This window comes from Geodermatophilus obscurus (genome assembly GCF_900143215.1).
Lineage (GTDB): Bacteria > Actinomycetota > Actinomycetes > Mycobacteriales > Geodermatophilaceae > Geodermatophilus > Geodermatophilus obscurus_A.
The window spans coordinates 1-17911 of record NZ_FRDM01000056.1 but is presented as its reverse complement, the minus strand read 5'-3'; the positions used below and the strand labels follow the sequence as shown (position 1 = coordinate 17911).

The following is a 17911-nucleotide window of genomic DNA, read 5'->3' as shown; positions in this document are numbered from 1 at the left end:
ACTCTTGATGTCAATCAACCCAAAGAAACCCACAAAAGGGGTTCAAACTTGGCACTGACTTTCGGCACGCTGTTGAGTTCTCAAGGAGCGGACGCACTCGTGCTCCAGCCTTCTCGGCCTTCGTTCGAGACGATATCTCCGTTGTACACCGCGCTCCGCAACGGTCGAGCCTCAGGGGCTCGTCCGGCGGTTGACCAGGCTGGCGGCCCGGTCCGTTCTCGCTCGGTGCAGAGGGAACAGTACACCACTCTGGGAGACCCTCGCACGGGGGTCCGGAGCGGGGCTGCGGTCCTCTCCGCCGGCCCTGTCACCAGGACCGACGATGCCCTCGGGAGGCTGGGCGGCCACTCGTCCGGAGACGTGTGGCGGAAGGTCGTCCCACCGCATCCGCGCTCCTCGTCATGGAGCCGGAGGTGGGTGGCCGGCCACTGCGCCGCGGCGTCCCGACGGGGTCCACGACGCGGCCTCTGGTCGAGGCCTCCGGAGGCACCCGCGGGCTCCGTTCCAGCGGCGCACCGGGGTCAGGCAACACCACGGGGACGGAACTGCACGCTCACCCGGGGGCCCACGGGCTTCGTCGTCTTCGGGACGCAGTGCTCCCACGTGCGCTGGCAGGAGCCCCCCATGACGACGAGGTCGCCGTGCCCCAGGGGGTAGCGCAGGCTCTCCCCGCCTCCGACCGGGCGGAGCAGCAGCGGCCGCGGGGACCCGAAGGACACGATCGCCACCATCGTGTCGGCGCTGCGGCCACGGCCGAGCCGGTCACCGTGCCAGGCGACGCTGTCCCGCCCGTCGCGGTAGAGGCACATGCCGGCGCTGACGAAGGGTTCGCCGAGCTCTGACCGGTAGTGGCCGGTGAGCGCCTCCCGTGCCTGGGTCAGCAGCGGGTGCGGCAGCGGCTCGTCCCCGCCGTACCACCGCAGCAGGCGAGGGACGACGACCTCGCGCTCGTACATCTGCCGCCGATCGGCCCGCCAGCCGAGGTCCCCGAGCAGCACCTCGAGGACCTCGTCGGACCCCTGGACCCAGCCGGGCAGGTGGTCGACCCAGGCGCCGCGGCCGAGGTGGTGCCGGGTGACCTCGAGCGGACCGAGCGTGGCCTCTTCGGCGAGGTCCCACATCGACGGCTGGTGCGCGAGCGACATGGACGGAGGCTACGCCCGATCGAACATGCGTACGAGAAGGTGCGACGCCGCGGTCGTGATCGGAGCGCGACCCGTCCCGGCTCCCGCCACGAGCCTGCGCGTGGCGAGGAGGCCGGGTCCTCCGTCAGGCGGTGAGGGCCAGCGCGAAGGGCAAGACGCGGGAGGCGCCGGCCAGGCGCAGCTCACGACCGGCGACGGTCATGGTCCAGCGGGAGTCGGCGAGGTCGTCGACCAGCAGGACCGGCACCGGGCCCAGCTGGGCCAGCCGCTCCCGCAGCTCCGGGCCGACGACGATCCGTTGCCACACCCCCGCCAGTCGGAAGGCGCTGTTGCCGCCGGGCTGGCCGGTCGGACCGCCGTGCGCCAGGGACAGCTCGCCGAGGTACGGCAACCGGCCGAGCCCGGCCAGACCCTGCGCCAGCCCGGTGACCAGGCGGGGACGGCGGCGGGAGGGAACGGCGACCACCGCGGCAGGGCGCTCGGCCCAGTCCCAGGCGGCCAGCACCCGCGCGCAGGCCCGCAGCAGCTCCTCGTCCAGCGGGACGTCCGATGGCGTGCGCCGCACCGGCACGTCGAACGCGGCGTCCGGGTCCTCCTCCAGCCCCGGGGCCTCGAGGTCGACCACCCCGCCGACGCCGTCGTCCCCGAGCAGGGTGCGCAGCCGCTGGCCCCAGCCCAGGTCGGTCAGCCGGGCGACGGCCCGGCCCGGGTCGAGCTGCTCGCCGGGCGCGATCTTTCCCTTCACCTCGACGCCGAGCCGGTCGACGCCGGTCGGCCACTGGGCGCGCGGAGCGAGCTCCACGCCGGGGCGGTCGAGCGCTGCCGAGGCGGCCTGGGCGGCGCCCTCCGGGACGTCGGAGGAGTACCAGGGGCCCGCGCAGACGTCGCAGCGACCGCAGGGCGCGGCGGTGGGGTCGTCGAGGGCCTCCTGCAGGAAGGCCATCCGGCACCGCGCCTCGTCGACCGGCTTCGCGTAGGCGATCATCGCCCGCTGCTCGGCCTCCCGGGTACGGGTGACGCGGGCGTAGCGGTCGGCGTCGTAGACCCACGGGCGGCCGGTGGACCGCCAGCCGCCCTGCACCCGTTCCACCGCGCCGTCGACGGCGAGCACCTTGAGCAGCAGCTCCAGCCGGGACCGGCGGACGTCGGCCACCGTCTCCAGCCGCGCCACCGACCAGGCCTTGCCGTCGGCCATCGCGGACAGCACCGCGGCGGCGTGGTCCTCCCGCGGCATGGAGGAGGTGGCGAACCACTGCCAGATCGCGAGGTCCTCGGGGCCGGGCAGCAGCAGCACGTCGGCGTGCTCGACGGCGCGACCGGCGCGGCCCACCTGTTGGTAGTAGCTGACCGGCGACGACGGCGCCCCCAGGTGGACGACGAACCCGAGATCGGGCTTGTCGAAGCCCATGCCGAGCGCGGAGGTGGCCACCAGCGCCTTGACCCGGTTCTCACGCAGCGCCTCCTCGGCGTCCTTGCGGTCGGCGTCGTCGAGCCTGCCGGTGTAGGCGCGCACCTCGTGGCCGGCGTCGCGCAGCAGCGCGGCGGTCTCCTCGGCCGCCGCGACGGTCAGCGTGTAGACGATGCCGCTGCCCGGCAGGTCGCCGAGGTGGGCGGCCAGCCAGGCCAGCCGGGCCCGGTCGGTGGGCAGCCGGAGCACGCCGAGGCGCAGCGAGTCGCGGGCCAGCGGGCCCCGCACCGTCGTCACGCCCACGCCACCGGCGCCGAGCTGCTCGGCGACGTCGGCGACCACCCGCTCGTTCGCGGTGGCGGTCGTGGCGAGCACCGGCGTCCCGGCCGGGAGGGTGCCCAGCAGGTCGCGGATGCGGCGGTAGTCGGGCCGGAAGTCGTGCCCCCAGTCGGAGACGCAGTGGGCCTCGTCGACGACGAGCAGGCCGCACCGGGCGACCAGGCCCGGCAGCTGCTCCTCGCGGAAGCGCGGGTTGGTCAGCCGCTCCGGGGAGACCAGCAGGACGTCGACGTCGTCGGCGGCCAGCGCGGCGGCGACGTCGTCCCACTCGGTGGCGTTGGCGCTGGAGATCTCGACGGCGCGGATGCCGGCGCGCGCGGCGGCCGCGACCTGGTCGCGCATCAGCGCGAGCAGCGGGCTGACCAGCAGGGTGGGGCCGGCGCCGCGGCGCCGGAGCAGCGCGGTGGAGACGAAGTAGACCGCCGACTTGCCCCACCCGGTGCGCTGCACGACCAGCGCCCGCTCCGAGCGCTCGACCAGCGCGGCGACGGCGGCGTCCTGCCCCTCGCGGAACTCGGCGTCGGGCCGGCCGGTCAGCTCGCGGAGGACCACGAGGGCCTCGGTGGCCAGGTCGGCGGACGGCGCGGCGGTGGTCATGGCACCCGACAGTAGGCACCCGGGACGACGGGACCGGCCGCCGCGCGGATCCTGGGGACGGGGGAGGACAATCCACACACGATGCGACCACCGGACAACCACGTGCACACCAGGTGGTCCTGGGACACCTCCGACTCCTCCACGATGGTGCGCGCGTGCGAGCGGGCGGTGGCCCGGGGCCTGCCCGCCATCGCCTTCACCGAGCACCTCGACTTCACGACGTGGACGCCGGAGGACCGTGCGACCGCCGACGGGCTGGTCGACCGGCACGCCTCCCGGCACCTGCCGATCGACGTCGAGGGCTACTTCGCCGAGCTGGAGGAGTGCCGGGAGCGCTTCCCCGAGCTGCGTGTCTGGTCGGGCGTGGAGACCGGCGAGCCGCACCTGTTCGCCGCCAGCGTCGCCGCCCACCTGCGCGACTCCCCCGTCGACCGGGTGCTCGGCTCCCTGCACTCGCTGAGCCAGGACGGCCGGCTCTACGGCATCGGCCGGCTGCTCTATCCCGACCCGGACAGCACGATGCGCCGCTACCTGGCCGAGGTGGTCGACATGGTCGAGACCAGCGACGTCTTCGAGGTGCTCGCCCACGTCGACTTCCCGCGGCGGTACTGGCCCGGCGGCAGTGACCGGTACTCCGAGAAGGACTACGAGGAGGAGTACCGGGCGGTGTTCCGCGCGCTGGCCGGGACCGGCCGGGCGCTCGAGGTCAACACGACCAGCCCGCTCGCGTCGGTCGACCAGGTGCGCTGGTTCTTCGAGGAGGGCGGCGAGGCGGTCAGCTTCGGCAGCGACGCCCACCAGCCGGCCGGCGTCGGCCAGCACTTCGACCTCGCGGTGGACGTCGTCGAGGCCGCCGGCTTCCGGCCCGGCCGGGACGCCTTCGACTTCTGGCGCCGCTGAGGTACTTCAGCGCTGAGGCATCTCGGGCTAGGGTCGCCGGGGTGACCCCCGGCCGCGTCGTCATCGCCCTCGGCGGCAACGCGATGACCGGCCCGGACGGCTCGGCGACACCCCGCGCGCAGCGTGACGCGATCGCGGCGGCCTGCCGGCACGTCGCGGCGGTGGTGGCCACCGGCGTCCCGGTGGTGCTCACCCACGGCAACGGGCCGCAGGTGGGCAACCTGCTGGTCAAGAACGAGCTGGCCGCGCACGAGGTCCCGCCCGTGCCGCTGGACTGGTGCGTCGCCCAGACCCAGGCGACCATCGGCTTCACGCTGGCCAACGAGCTGGACGCCGCCCTGTCCGCCCGCGGGCTGCCGCAGCGCACCGCCGTCCTGGTCACCCGGACCCTCGTCGACGCCGACGACCCGCACTTCCGCGAGCCCTCCAAGCCCGTCGGCCGCTACCTGCCGCGCGAGCGGGCCGAGCGCTCCATGGCGCACGGGCAGGTGTGGGAGGACCGCGGCGAGCGCGGCTGGCGGCGGGTCGTCGCCTCGCCCGAGCCGCGAAGGGTGGTCGACGTGCCGGCCGTCGAGGCGCTGCTCGCGGCCGGTTTCGTCGTCGTCTGCGCCGGCGGGGGCGGCGTCCCGGTGGTGGAGGACGGCACCGGCGGAGCGCTGCACGGCGTCGAGGCCGTCGTCGACAAGGACCTCACCGCCGCGCTGCTGGCCCGCGACCTCGAGGCCGGCACGCTGGTGATCGCGACCGACGTCCCGCAGGTGCTCGTCGGGTACGGCACCCCCGCCGCCCGGCCGCTCGGGCAGGTCACCCCCGCCGCGCTGCGCGCGCACGCGGCCGCCGGGGAGTTCGGCCGCGGCTCGATGGGCCCCAAGGTCGAGGCCGCGCTGCGCTTCGTGGAGGGGAGCGGGGCCCGCGCCGTCATCACGTCCCTCGAGCACATCGCCGACGCCGTCACGCGCGATGACGTCGGCACCGTCGTGAACGCTCAGTGAGAGGAAGCTCCGTGCCCGCACCCATCGAGGTCCGCAAGGTCCCGCTGCACAACGTCAGCGACGCCTCCGAGCTGGCGAAGCTCATCGACGAGGGCGTCATGGAGGCCGACCGGGTCGTCGCCGTCATCGGCAAGACGGAGGGCAACGGCGGGGTCAACGACTACACGCGGATCATCGCCGACCGGGCCTTCCGCGAAGTGCTGCTGGAGAAGGGCAGCCGGTCCAAGGACGAGGTCGGGGAGATCCCGATCGTGTGGTCGGGCGGCACGGACGGCGTCATCAGCCCGCACGCGACCGTCTTCGCGACGCTGCCCGAGGACGCGGTGGAGAGGACGGACGAGCCGCGGCTGACCGTCGGCTACGCGATGAGCGACGTCCTGCTGCCCGAGGACATCGGTCGCATCGCGATGGTGGAGAAGGTGGCCGAGGGCGTGCGCCGGGCGATGGCGGAGGCGGGCATCACCGATCCGGCCGACGTCCACTACGTGCAGACCAAGACGCCGCTGCTGACCAGCGAGACCATCCGCGACGCCAAGGCCCGCGGCAAGGACACGTACTACGACGAGCCGCACGGCTCGATGGACCTGTCCAACGGGACGACGGCGCTGGGCATCGCGGTGGCCCTCGGCGAGATCGAGATGCCGGGTCAGGAGCAGGTCATGCGCGACCTGTCGCTGTACAGCGCGGTGGCCTCGTGCTCCTCGGGCGTGGAGCTGGACCGGGCGCAGATCGTCGTCGTCGGCAACGCGCGCGGGCACGGGGGCGCCTACCGGATCGGCCACTCGGTGATGCGCGACGCCCTGGACCAGGACGGCATCTGGAACGCGATCCGCCACGCCGGCCTGGAGCTGCCCGAGCGGCCGCACCCCAGCGACCTCGGCGACCGGCTGGTCAACGTCTTCCTCAAGTGCGAGGCCGACCCGACCGGCTACGTCCGTGGCCGGCGCAACGCGATGCTCGACGACTCCGACGTGTTCTGGCACCGGCAGATCAAGGCGACCGTGGGCGGGGTGGCCGCCTCGGTGACCGGGGATCCGGCGGTGTTCGTGTCGGTGGCGGCGGTGCACCAGGGCCCGTCGGGGGGCGGTCCGGTGGCGGCGATCGTCCGCGTCTGACGACAGCCGCGGGAGCGTCGCAGCGAGCTCTGCGAGGGAGGAGCGGACCGGGGCGCGCAGTCGCGCCTCGAGCGAGGCCCGGGACTCCGCCGTCCCCGTGTTGATCATGGGGTCGTTGCTCGAGGACCCGCCGTCGTCCGGCGCGTCGTACGGCGACGACCCCATGATCAGCGCCTGAGGGCACTGCGGCCGACGACGACGGCCGACGGGCCGGGAACGGCGGGTGCGGCGCGCCTTCCCTCGGGTGACGGACCGCGACCTGGCGTGGGGGCGCACTGCCCATCGGGCCGATCCGGTTTCGGTGGGCGGCCGACGGGGAGCTGTTCGGGATGCTGTACGTCGGGATGCCGCTGGACGCACTGCCCGGCTGAGCCCGCTCCGACCTGGACCGGACCCGCGCGATCAGGCACTGTCAGCCGACGACGGTGAGGAAGGCGGGCGGAACGGCGTCGACCAGCCACACGCCGTTCGCCGAGCGGGTGGAGACGATGCCGGATGCCGCCATCCCCGCAGCGTCCACCTGCAGGACGACGGCTCGCCCGTGCCGCGCCCCGACCCGTCGGGCGGTGACCTCGTCGGGGCTCAGGTGCACCGCGTGCCGGCGTCCGGGCCGCAGCCCCTCGGCCTCGATGGCCGGCAGGTTCCGCTCCGCCGTCCCGTGGAACAGGACCGGGGGCGGCGGCTCGGGGACGTAGCCGAGGTCGACGGCGACGCTGTGGCCCTGGCTGGCGCGGATCCGGGTGCCGGTCCCGTCGAGGGCGAACCGGCGCTTGTCGTTGGTGACGACGACACGCTCCAGCTCGGCCCGGGTCCAGCCGAGGGCGGCGAGCAGGTCGCCGACGTCCACCCAGCCGGCGGCGTCGAGGGTCAGCCCGACGCTGCTGGGAGCGTGACGCAGCACGTGGGAGAGCCGCTTGCTGCGCCGGACGACGTCGCGGGAGTCCACGCCTCCCAGCATCAGCGGGAGGAGTGCTCGACGACGAGCCGGCGCCGACGACCGTGAGCAGTGACCCGGTTCACTGAACTCATCGTGTTCGGATCATCACACACTGCAGTTCGAACGCTACGGTACCGGTCAGTTCGAGACCTGTTCTCCCTCTATCTGTGCAGGAGGACCCGTGGCGGGTACCCCCGGTGTCGATTTCCCCGAGCAGCGGGACGTGGTCGACGTGGTGGTCGGTGGACGAGGCGAGGTGCTCGTCAGCTGGGTCGAGTCGGCGGACGACGCCGAGATCGTGGTGACGGTGGGCGAGGACCGGGACCGGCGCCGGGCCGCCCTCCCGGTCGGGGAACGCCTGGAGCTGGTGTGGCGCGCCGCGGCCGAGCTGCGGTCCCTCCCGGTGGAGCTCATGGCCTCGGAACCCGGCGCGACGCCGGTGTGGCGGCTGCGTCCGACCGGGCCGGCCACGAGGGGCCAGCGCCGATCCGCGGTCCGGGCGCCACTGAGCGTGCCCGTGCGCATGACCGTCGGCACCGCCGAGGTGCCGGGGACGACGGTCGACGTCAGCGAGGCCGGCACCCGGGTCGCGTTCGAGGTCTCCGCCGGCCGCACGGACCCGACCGGCGGCAGCGACCCCGAGCCCGCCGTCGAGGACGCTCCTGAGGGTCGCACCGGCGACGGCCTCCCTGGCGCAGGGGCGGTCGTCCCCCTCCGCCTCTCCTTCGTCGACGACGAGGTCGTCTGCCAGGCCGAGGTGATCCGGCAGATCCGGCACCGGGACCGCCGTCCGGAGCTGACGTTCCGCTTCATCGGGCTGCACGAGAAGACCGAGGACCTCATCCGCAGGCAGGTCTTCGCCGAGCTGCGCTCCCTCCGGGCCCGCGGCCTGGACTGAACCGCCCGGCGGGACGGGGGACCCGCGGTCAGGTGGCGGTGCGGGCCTCCTGCGCCAGCGCGGCCAGCGCCTGCTCGAAGCACTCGCGCGGCGGCTGCACCAGCCCGGCGCCGACCTGCCCGGTGCCGGCCACCCGTCCGGCCATGCCGGTGTTGATCTGCGGCAGCCACCCGGTGCGCGCCACGGCGAGGACGTCGATGCCGGTCGGTGAGCCGCGGAAGCCGAGGATCGGCACCTGCATCGCCGGGTTCTCGGCCAGGGTCAGCTGGTACATCCGCTCGGTGGTGGCCAGCGCGTCGGGCACGGTGCCGCCGACGAACCGGACGATCGCCGGCGCCGCGGCCATGGTGAACCCGCCGACGCCGTAGGTCTCCATGATCGCGGAGTCGCCGATGTCGGGGTTGGCGTCCTCCGGGCCGTAGTCGCCGAGGAACAGGCCGACCGGGGTGTTCGCCGGGCCGGTGAACCAGCGGTCGCCGGTGCCGGCGGTCCGGATGCCGAACTCGGTCCCGTTGCGGGACATCACGGTCACCATCGTCGAACCGGGCACGCCGCGGGCGGCGTCCATCGCCAGCTTCGCCGTCGGCATGCCCAGGTTGAGGAAGAAGTGCTCGTTGCCGCCGATGAAACGCAGCACCGCCGCGATGTCGGACGACGGCGCGTCCACCTCCACGGCCGCCGGCGCGAGCTCGCGCAGGGTCATCAGCGAGCCGGCGCGGTTGCGGTTGTGCCCCTCGTCGCCCATCTGCAGCATCTGCGCGAGCACCGCCTTGACGTCCAGCGGCTCGGCCATCGAGCGCACCGCCGCCTGCAGCACCGGCCCGAGGACGTCGCGCATCCACCGCAGCCGGGTGAGCACCTCGTCCCCGTAGGCGCCGTACCGCAGCACCTTGCCCAGGCCCTCGTTGAGGTTGCAGAACGCCTGGCCGCCGGTGACCGGGTCCTGCAGGCACCACGTCCACATCGACGGGCTCGTCACGCCGGCCATGGGCCCCACTGCCGAGTGGTGGTGGCACGGGTCGAGCGCGACCCCGCCGGAGGCCAGCAGCCGCTCGGCGTCCTCGACGGTGTCCGCCCAGCCCTCGAACAGGCAGGCGCCGATGAGCGCGCCGCGCAGCGGCCCGGACGCGTCGTCCCAGCCGATCGGCGGGCCGGCGTGCAGCAGCGTGCGGTCGGTCAGGCCGAGCACCTCGCGCGCGGGCCGGACGTCGACCAGCCGGGACCCCGCGGCCATCACCCGCTCGACGGCGGTGCGGTTGGCCGCGGCCCGGCGCCGGTCGAGCGCGAGCGCGGCGAGGTCGGCGGGGTCACCGAAGCCGGGTGGGCGCCAGTCGACGTCGTGCACGTCGGCGCCCTGGGCGCGCAGCGCGGCGGAGAACACGTCGACACCCGCGGCGACGACCGTCGGCGTCCCGGAGAGCAGGTCCCTCATCGCGCGGCTCCCAGCAGGTCGAGCGCGTGCCGGATGGCCTGCGCGTTGGAGGCGAAGACGGCCGCGCCGGCCGCGGCGAGCGCGTCGGCCTGGCGCGACCAGCACTGGGGGTCGGCCTCGGTGCCGACCAGCGCGACGACGGCGGGCAGCCCGGCCGCCCGCAGCGCGGGCGCCAGGGTCGCAGCGGGGTCGGGGTCGGCGCCGTGGCCGAGGACGACGTCCACCAGCACGACCGCGGGTTCGCCGGAGGCCGCGATGCGGGCCAGCGCCTCGAGCCGCAGCGTGGGGTCGATCATCGGGTGCGCCCGGCCGGCGGTGAGGGCGTCGTCCCCGAAGTCGACCACCACGTGCCCGGGGACGGACAGGTCGGGGGCGGATGGGTCGAGGGCAGCGTCGAGCTCGGGGCGCAGCGGGGTGTTGGAGCGGACGTCGCCGAGCACGGGAGCGGCGATGAGCATCGCCTCGTCGGCGAGGGTGCCGCCGGCGTAGAGCCCCTTGAGGACGGCGCCGGGGGCGGCCTGCCGTGCGGCGGGACGCGACGGCCACTCCGGCACCGCGACCCCCGTGTCCCGCAGCAGGGACTCCACCGCGGCGGTGAGGTCGGGGCTCTCCGCCGACAGCGCGGCCGAGCGGACCGGCACGGACAGCTCCGCGGCGACCTCCGCGACCGCCACCGCCACCGACGGCGCCGGCGGCTTGGACACCAGCAGCACCCGCTCGGTGGCCGGGTCGGCGTCGAGCAGGGCCAGGGCGTCGAGCGTGGCCAGCCCGCCGACCGCCTCCGACAGGTCGCGGCCGCCGACGCCGAGGACGTGCGAGACCCCGACGCCGGCCGTGTCGAGCAGGCAGGAGACCTGCTGGGCGCCGGTGCCCGACGCGGCGACCAGCCCGACCGGGCCGCGGCGGACCACGTTGGCGAAGCCGAGCGCGAGGCCGGACACGATCGCCGTCCCGCAGTCGGGGCCCATGACCAGCACCCCGGCGTCGTGCGCGGCGCGCTTGAGCGCCACCTCGGACTCGACCGGGACGCCGTCGGAGAAGACCAGCACGCTGCGCCCGGCGGCGATCGCGTCGGCGGCCTCGGCGACCGCGTACGGCCCCGGGACGCTCACGATCGCCAGCGCCGGACCGTCGGTGGGCAGCGCGTCGAGGCCGGCGCCGATGGTGCACAGCGGCACGGCCTGCGCCGGGCCGGCGGTGCGCTCGCGGGCGGCGAGGGCGGCGTCGACGGCGGCGACCGCGGCGGCCAGCGCGTCGTCGTCCGCAGCGGAGACGGCGACGAGCAGCTGGTCGGGCGAGGCGCCCTCGGCAGGGGCCAGACCCATGCCGGCGGCGAGCTCGAGGTTCAGCGGCGTGGCCATCGCGACGAGCACCGCGGTGACCCCCTTCCGAGCGCCGACGTCCCGGCTGACCTGCATCAACCGGACCGAGTCGGCGTACACGCCGCTGCGCAGGGAGACGTGGCGGACGGGGGGTGCGGTCACGCGACCTCCTCGCTGGCGCTCGTCGCCCGCGCTCCCGGGAGTGCTCTGTCCATGGGTTCGCTCGCAAGCTCGCTCACCGCGCCGACCGTACCGGCCGAGTACCTCAGTGGTGAGACATCCGCCGACGACGATTTAGCACTGAGGTACTTCCGCGCTGTCCCCGGTGCGTGTCACATTGGCGCCCGCTGGGAGCCGGGAACGTCCGTTCGGGGGAGCCGGCCGCGTCCCAGGAGCGGGTCGAGGAGGCGGGCATGGCGCTGGGCTGGAAGCTCTACGGGGACGGCAAGACCCCGCCGCTGGGCGAGGCGGTGGCACCCGACGAGCGGCTGTCCTGGCCGCGGACCGCCGGCATCGGCGCGCAGCACGTCGTCGCCATGTTCGGCGCGACGTTCGTCTTCCCGCTGATCATGGGGCTGGACGCCAACCTCGCGATCATGATGAGCGGCGTGGCGACGATCATCTTCCTGATCATCGTGAAGAACCGGGTGCCGAGCTACCTGGGCACCAGCGCGGCGTTCGTCGGCGGTGTGGCGGCGATCCGCGCCAACGGCGGCGACTCCGGCGACGTCGTCGGCGCTCTCCTGATCGCCGGTGCCGTGCTCGCCCTCGTGGGCGTGCTCATCCACTTCGCCGGCCTCGGCGTGATCAACAGGCTGCTGCCGCCCGCCGTCACCGGCGCGGTGGTCATGCTCATCGGCTTCAACCTGGCGCCGGTCGCCGCCGGCGTGTACTGGCCGCAGGACCAGTGGGTGGCGCTGGCGACGATGGCGTTCGTCATCGTGGCGTCCCTGGCGCTGCGGGGCTTCCTCGCCCGCATCTCCATCCTGCTCGGGCTGGTCTTCGGGTACCTGCTGTCGGTCCTGCTCGACGTCACCGCCGGGCAGATCACCTCGCCCGACGGCACCGGCGAGGTCGTCACCCGCGACCGGATCGACTTCGACTCCGTCGCCACCGCCGACTGGTTCGGCCTCCCGGACTTCACCGCGCCGAGCTTCTCGCTCAACTTCTCGCTGCTGGTCGTCCCCGCGGTCATCGCCCTGGTCGCGGAGAACGTCGGCCACGTCAAGGCGGTGGCCGAGATGACCAAGCGCGACCTCGACCCGATGATGGGCCGCGCCGTGATGGCCGACGGCGTCGCGACCGTCGTCGCCACCTCCGTCGGCGGGTCCCCCACCACCACGTACGCGGAGAACATCGGGGTCATGGCGGCGACCCGCGTCTACTCGACGGCGGCGTACTACGTGGCCGCGCTGGTGGCGATCCTGCTGGGGCTGATCCCCAAGTTCGGCGCGCTGATCAACATCGTCCCGGGCGGTGTGCTCGGCGGGATCACCGTCGTCCTCTACGGGATGATCGGCCTGCTCGGCGCGAAGATCTGGAAGGAGAACCGGGTCGACTTCGCCAACCCGATCAACCTGGTGCCGCTGGCCGCCGGAATCATCATCGGGATCGGCAACGTCACGATCCAATTCGACGACCGGTACCAGCTCAACGGCATCGCGCTGGGCTCCATCGTCGCCGTGCTGGCCTGGCACGTCGCCCGGGCGCTGGCCCCGGCGGACATGAAGGCCGCGCTGCTCCGCGAGGGATCACACCCCGCGGCGGGGACGACGTTCGGCCACGTGCACGGCGACGAGGTCAGCCCCGACCCGTCCTCGGTCGACGAGGTCGGCCGGCCCGGCGTACCCGGCCGCGGCCCGGGAGAGGGCACGCTGCCCCGGTGAAACCCGCTCCCTTCCGGTACGCCGACCCGCGCTCGGTGCCCGAGGCCCTCGAGGTCCTCGCCGCCGAGGAGGGCGCCAAGGTGCTGGCCGGGGGCCAGTCGCTGCTTCCGCTGCTGTCGATGCGGCTCGCGGCGCCGGCCACGCTGGTCGACCTCAACCGGGTGCCCGGGCTCGACACCGTCGAGGTCAACGGGGACGGCGTGCGGGTGGGGGCGCTGGTCCGGCACGCGGGGCTGCTGGCGCACGAGGGAGCCGCCCGGGTGCAGCCGCTGCTGGCCCGGGCGACGGCGAACGTCGCGCACCCGGCGATCCGGAACCGGGGGACGACGGTCGGCTCGATCGCGCACGCCGACCCCGCCGGCGAGATGACGTCGGTGCTCGCGCTGACCGGCGGCTCGGTGACCGTGGCGGCCCTCTCCGGCGAGCGCGAGGTCGACTGGCAGGACCTGTTCGTCGGCCCGCTGGAGACCTCGCTGCTCGGCGCCGCCGTCGTCACCGCCGCCTTCTTCCCCGCCCTGCCGCCGCGCTCGGGCACCGCCTTCGCCGAGGTGGCCCGCCGGAAGGGCGACTACGCGGTGTGCGGCGCCGGCGTCGTCGTCACCCTCGACGAGGACCGCCGGGTGGCGACGGTCCGGGCCTCCTACATCTCGGTAGGCCTTACCCCCGAGGTGCACGACCTGACCGACGCCGTCGCCGGCTCCCCGGTGGAGAAGGCCGACTGGGCGGCCGCCGGCGCGCTGGCCCGCACGCTGGTCGAGCCGGACGGCGACCTGCACGCCAGCGCCGACTACCGCCGGCTGCTGGTGGGCGTGCTGACCGAGCGGACGCTGGCCGAGGCCGCCGAGGAAGCCGCAGGGGAGTTCGAGTGAGCGTTCCCGTCGACACCGAGCGGACCGTCCACCTCACCGTGAACGGTGTTCCACGTGAAGCCACCGTGCCGGTGCGGCGGCTGCTGTCCGACGCGCTGCGGCACGACCTGGGGCTGACCGGCACGCACGTCGGCTGCGAGCACGGCGTCTGCGGGGCCTGCACGGTGCTGGTCGACGGCGAGCCGGTGCGCTCGTGCCTGGTGCTCGCCGTCCAGGTCGACGGCGCGGCGGTGACGACGGTGGAGGGCCTGGCCCGCGACGACGGGAGGGGTGGGCAGGTGCTGCACCCGGTGCAGGAGGCGTTCCGCGAGTGCCACGCGCTGCAGTGCGGGTTCTGCACCCCGGGCTTCCTGATGACCATCGCCGCCGGGCTCGAGGCGCGCGACGCGGCCGAGGAGATCAGCGAGGAGGAGGTCGACGACCTGGTCGGCGGCAACCTCTGCCGGTGCACCGGCTACGCGAACATCAAGAAGGCCGTCCGCCACGCGGCCGCGTCGATGGCCGTCCCCGCGGGAACCGTCGCCGGTCCCCCGGCCGTCCCCGCGGAGAGTGCCGCGGACGGAGGCCCGCGGTGACCACCAAGCTGTTCGGCGAGCCGGTCCGCCGGCGCGAGGACGCCCGGCTCATCACCGGGAAAGGCCGCTACCTCGACGACATCGGTGCCGGCGCGCTCGCCGCCGCCTTCGTGCGCAGCCCGCACGCGCACGCCAGCATCACCGACGTCGACGTGGATGCCGCCCTCGACGTCGAGGGCCTGGTCGCCATCTACACCTACGAGGACCTCACCGGCCCGCTCGCCGAGCCGCTGCCCGTGCTGATCCCCCACCCGCAGCTGACCGCGCCGCGCACCGGCTACCCGCTGGCGAACGGCGAGGTGAACCACGTCGGCGAGCCGGTCGTGATGGTGGTGGCCACCGACCGGTACGTCGCCGAGGACGCCGCCGAGCGGATCGCCGTCACCTACGAGGAGCTGCCCGTCATCGTCGGGGTGGACGCGGCGCGGGAGGCGCGAGCGTGCGTCCACGAGGAGATCCCGGACAACGTCGCGGCGCGGCACCACCAGGAGACCGGGGACGTCGAGCCGGCGCTGGCCGCGTCGCCGCACACGCTGTCCTTCACCCAATACGTCGAGCGCAGCGCCTCCATGCCGCTGGAGGGCAAGGGCGTGCACGCGCGGTGGGACGCCGACGACCGCTCGCTGCGGGTGCACACCAGCACCCAGGCCTCGACGTCGGTGCGCGCCGCCATCGCCGCGAAGCTCCAGCTCCCGCTCGACCAGGTGGAGGTGGTAGCCCCGGACGTCGGCGGGGGCTTCGGCGTGAAGATCGTGCACCCGTGGCCGGAGGAGCTGCTGGTGCCGATGGCCGCGATCGCGCTCGGCCGCGAGGTGAAGTGGACCGAGGACCGCCGCGAGCACTTCATCTCCAGCGCGCACGAGCGGCAGCAGCGGCAGGAGGTCAGCGTCGGGTTCGACGACGACGGCCGGATCACCGCGCTCGACGTGCACGTCTGGCACGACAACGGCGCGTACACGCCCTACGGGATCATCGTGCCGATCGTGACCGCGACCCAGCTGGTCGGCCCGTACGTGATCCCCGTGTACCGGGTGGTCGTGGAGAGCGTCTACACGAACACGGTCATCGTGACGCCGTACCGCGGCGCCGGGCGGCCGCAGGGCTGCTTCGCGATGGAGCGGACGATGGACCGCATCGCCGACGTCCTCGGGCTGGACCGGGCCGTCGTCCGCGAGCGCAACCTCATCCAGCCCTCGCAGTTCCCCTACGACCACCACCTGACGTTCCAGGACGGCCGGCCGGTCATCTACGACTCCGGCGACTACCCGGCGCTGCTCGGAAAGCTGAAGGCGCTGGTCGGCTGGGACGGGATCGAAGCGCTGCGGGACGACGCCGACGCGCGCGGGAAGCTGCTCGGCGTCGGGATGGCGCTGTACGTGGAGGGCACCGGGCCCGGCCCGTACGAGGGCGGGCACGTGCAGGTGCTGGGCAGCGGCAAGGTGCTGGTGTCGACCGGGCTGACCACGCAGGGCCAGGGGCACGAGACGTCGTTCGCGCAGATCGTCGCCTCCGAGCTCGGCGTGCCGATCGAGGACGTCGAGGTGACCACCGGCGACACCCGGCGCTTCCCGTACGCGGTCGGCACGTTCGCCTCCCGGGCCGCGGTGATGAGCGGCAACGCGATCGCGCTGGCCGCCCGCGGGGTGCGGGAGAAGGCGCTGCGGATCGCCGCCGACGTCCTGGAGGCCGACCCCGGCGACCTGGAGATCTCCGACGGCGTCGTGCAGGTGCGCGGGACGCCGGGGGCCTCGATCCCGCTGCGAACGGTGGCGGTGCTGTCCAACCCGCTGCGGTACGCGTTCGACGAGGCGGCCAAGCAGGCGACGCAGTTCGCTCGGGCCGGCTCCGACGACAAGCCGCCGGTGGCCGAGGGTGACGCGCCGGGGCTGGAGCACCGCGACTACTACTCACCGATCCGGTCGACGTTCGCGTCCGGCGCGCATGCGGCGGTCGTGGAGATCGACCCGCAGACGTGGGAGATCGACGTCGTGAACTACGCGGTGGTGCACGACTGCGGCAACGTGGTGAACCCGATGATCGTCGAGGGTCAGGTGCACGGCGGCGTCGCGCAGGGCGTGGGCGGGGCGCTGTACGAGCGGATGGCCTACGACGCCGACGGGCAGCTGCAGAACGCGTCGTTCATGGACTTCCTGATGCCGTACGCGTCCGAGGTGCCCGACATCGTGATCGACCACCAGCAGACGCCCTCGCCGCTGAACCCGCTGGGCATCAAAGGCGCCGGCGAGGCCGGCGTGATCCCGGGGTCGGCGGCGCTCGCGTCGGCGATCGAGGACGCGGTGGGACGGCGGATCACCTCGATGCCGATCTCTCCCACGGAGCTGTACGACCTGATGCGCTCGGAGACGGCCGAGCGGACGGCGGCGTCGGGCCGCAGGACGGGAGTGGGTGCGTGAACCTCGACGGCTCGGCGGTGCTGCACGGGTCGCCGGACGACGTGTGGCGGGTGCTCACCGATCCTGCGGTGCTGGCGCGGACCATCCCCGGGTGCCTGGCGCTGGAGCGGGTCGGCGAGGACTCGTACCGGATGGACGTCTCCGTGGGCGTCGGCGCGGTGAAGGGCACGTACGCCGGCGAGGTCCACCTGACCGACCAGCAGCCGCCGAGCTCGTACGTGATGCACGCGTCCGGTGCGGGGGCGCCGGGGCAGGTGCGGGCGACGGTGACGATCGAGCTGGCGCCGGACGGCGACTCCGCGACCGTGCTGACCTACTCGGCGGATGCGGTGGTGGGCGGGCCGGTGGCCGGGGTCGGTCAGCGGATGATCACCGGCGTCGCCAAGCGGCTGACCGCGCAGTTCTTCACCGCGGTGGACGCCGAGCTGGCTGGCGCGGGCGCTGCTCCGGTCGAGCCTCGGCCCTCGGCTGATGCAGTGAGCCAGCCGCGCGTCGAGCCTCCCGCTGCTCCCCAGCCGCAGGTCTTCACCGGCCGCGCCGGCGTTCCCGCGGGAACGTCCGGCGACCTCCGCACCCTCGCGCTGGGTGCCGCCGGCGGCGGCCTGCTCACCCTGCTCGGCGTCCTGGTCGGCTACCGCCTCGGCCGCCGCTCAGAATGATTTAAAGGCAACCGGTGTTGGAACATCAACCACCGGCGCGTGATACATAAAGTCTCCTGAGATCACTGAAGGACAATGGGTTCTCGACATAGGCTGCCAGGCCAAACTCGTGGGCGGCCTTGACGGCCATGGGGTGAATCGTTTGCCGAAGTTTTTCGATGAGCGACCTCGTATTCAAGGCCTCCATCGCGTCTAAGGCGTCCCGCCTTAGACCGCCGATCATCAATCGCTTCAACTCGACATGGGCGTCAGCCAGACGATCAGACAGGACCGCACTGATCTCTGGCACCAAGGCCGCCGGACCCACAGTTTGTTGTCGAAGCCTAATGGGGCTCTTCGCAGTTGAGGGTGTAGATGGGGCTGGCGCGTCGGTCCCGGGATAGACGTCGAGGCCTTCCGAGGATGGAAGTTCTCACACTGCCC

15 protein-coding genes are annotated in these 17911 nt (G+C 73.8%); 9 read left to right on the top strand and 6 right to left on the bottom strand.

Annotation, left to right across the window (positions count from 1 at the left end):
* Positions 1 to 521: 521 nt before the first annotated feature.
* On the bottom strand, positions 522 to 1145 hold the full coding sequence (locus BUB17_RS23580; RefSeq protein WP_072921088.1) for an alpha-ketoglutarate-dependent dioxygenase AlkB: 624 nt from the start codon (positions 1143 to 1145) through the stop codon (positions 522 to 524).
* Between the two features lie 124 nt (positions 1146 to 1269).
* Entirely contained in the window at positions 1270 to 3489 is a 2220-nt protein-coding gene (locus tag BUB17_RS23575; protein WP_072921087.1) for a RecQ family ATP-dependent DNA helicase, read from the bottom strand.
* An 81-nt stretch (positions 3490 to 3570) separates the two neighbouring features.
* Here BUB17_RS23575 and BUB17_RS23570 point away from each other — a divergent pair, with 81 nt between their 5' ends.
* The 3 genes from BUB17_RS23570 to BUB17_RS23560 are packed head-to-tail and all read left to right on the top strand — an operon-like array spanning position 3571 to position 6496.
* Entirely contained in the window at positions 3571 to 4389 is an 819-nt protein-coding gene (locus tag BUB17_RS23570; RefSeq protein WP_072921086.1) for a PHP domain-containing protein, read from the top strand.
* Between the two features lie 41 nt (positions 4390 to 4430).
* On the top strand, positions 4431 to 5381 hold the full coding sequence (locus BUB17_RS23565) for a carbamate kinase (protein ID WP_072921085.1): 951 nt from the start codon (positions 4431 to 4433) through the stop codon (positions 5379 to 5381).
* An 11-nt stretch (positions 5382 to 5392) separates the two neighbouring features.
* The gene (locus tag BUB17_RS23560) at positions 5393 to 6496 is read left to right on the top strand and encodes a barbiturase (protein ID WP_072921084.1); all 1104 of its coding nucleotides are present in this window, start codon (positions 5393 to 5395) and stop codon (positions 6494 to 6496) included.
* A 412-nt stretch (positions 6497 to 6908) separates the two neighbouring features.
* Here BUB17_RS23560 and BUB17_RS23555 read toward each other — a convergent pair whose 3' ends face one another.
* Positions 6909 to 7442, bottom strand: a complete 534-nt coding sequence (locus BUB17_RS23555) for an RNA 2'-phosphotransferase (protein WP_072921089.1) — start codon at positions 7440 to 7442, stop codon at positions 6909 to 6911.
* 172 nt (positions 7443 to 7614) lie between these two features.
* Between BUB17_RS23555 and BUB17_RS23550 the strand changes: the two genes are divergently transcribed.
* A complete protein-coding gene (locus tag BUB17_RS23550; protein ID WP_072921083.1) occupies positions 7615 to 8331 on the top strand; it encodes a PilZ domain-containing protein in 717 nt (238 codons plus the stop codon).
* Positions 8332 to 8359: 28 nt separating this feature from the next.
* Here BUB17_RS23550 and BUB17_RS23545 read toward each other — a convergent pair whose 3' ends face one another.
* Positions 8360 to 9763, bottom strand: a complete 1404-nt coding sequence (locus BUB17_RS23545; protein ID WP_072921082.1) for a YlbE family protein — start codon at positions 9761 to 9763, stop codon at positions 8360 to 8362.
* Positions 9760 to 11247, bottom strand: coding sequence for an FdrA family protein (locus BUB17_RS23540; RefSeq protein ID WP_072921081.1), 1488 nt, complete (start codon positions 11245 to 11247; stop codon positions 9760 to 9762). The genes BUB17_RS23545 and BUB17_RS23540 overlap by 4 nt, the downstream gene beginning before the upstream one ends.
* Before the next feature lie 251 nt (positions 11248 to 11498).
* Here BUB17_RS23540 and BUB17_RS23535 point away from each other — a divergent pair, with 251 nt between their 5' ends.
* From BUB17_RS23535 to BUB17_RS23515, 5 genes are read left to right on the top strand one after another with little or no spacing between them, the layout of a single operon-like run.
* Positions 11499 to 12971, top strand: coding sequence for a uracil-xanthine permease family protein (locus BUB17_RS23535; protein ID WP_072921080.1), 1473 nt, complete (start codon positions 11499 to 11501; stop codon positions 12969 to 12971).
* The gene (locus BUB17_RS23530; RefSeq protein ID WP_072921079.1) at positions 12968 to 13840 is read left to right on the top strand and encodes an FAD binding domain-containing protein; all 873 of its coding nucleotides are present in this window, start codon (positions 12968 to 12970) and stop codon (positions 13838 to 13840) included. The genes BUB17_RS23535 and BUB17_RS23530 overlap by 4 nt, the downstream gene beginning before the upstream one ends.
* Complete coding sequence (locus BUB17_RS23525) at positions 13837 to 14415, top strand: (2Fe-2S)-binding protein (RefSeq protein ID WP_244277449.1); 579 nt, start codon at positions 13837 to 13839, stop codon at positions 14413 to 14415. Before BUB17_RS23530 ends, BUB17_RS23525 begins: the two co-directional genes overlap by 4 nt.
* The gene (cutA, locus tag BUB17_RS23520; RefSeq protein WP_072921078.1) at positions 14412 to 16829 is read left to right on the top strand and encodes an aerobic carbon-monoxide dehydrogenase large subunit; all 2418 of its coding nucleotides are present in this window, start codon (positions 14412 to 14414) and stop codon (positions 16827 to 16829) included. The genes BUB17_RS23525 and cutA overlap by 4 nt, the downstream gene beginning before the upstream one ends.
* Positions 16826 to 17488, top strand: coding sequence for an SRPBCC family protein (locus tag BUB17_RS23515; RefSeq protein ID WP_072921077.1), 663 nt, complete (start codon positions 16826 to 16828; stop codon positions 17486 to 17488). The genes cutA and BUB17_RS23515 overlap by 4 nt, the downstream gene beginning before the upstream one ends.
* A 25-nt stretch (positions 17489 to 17513) precedes the next feature.
* Here BUB17_RS23515 and BUB17_RS26380 read toward each other — a convergent pair whose 3' ends face one another.
* Positions 17514 to 17777 (bottom strand): hypothetical protein, encoded by a 264-nt coding sequence (locus BUB17_RS26380; RefSeq protein WP_141243177.1) that lies wholly within the window; start codon positions 17775 to 17777, stop codon positions 17514 to 17516.
* Positions 17778 to 17911 lie beyond the last annotated feature (134 nt).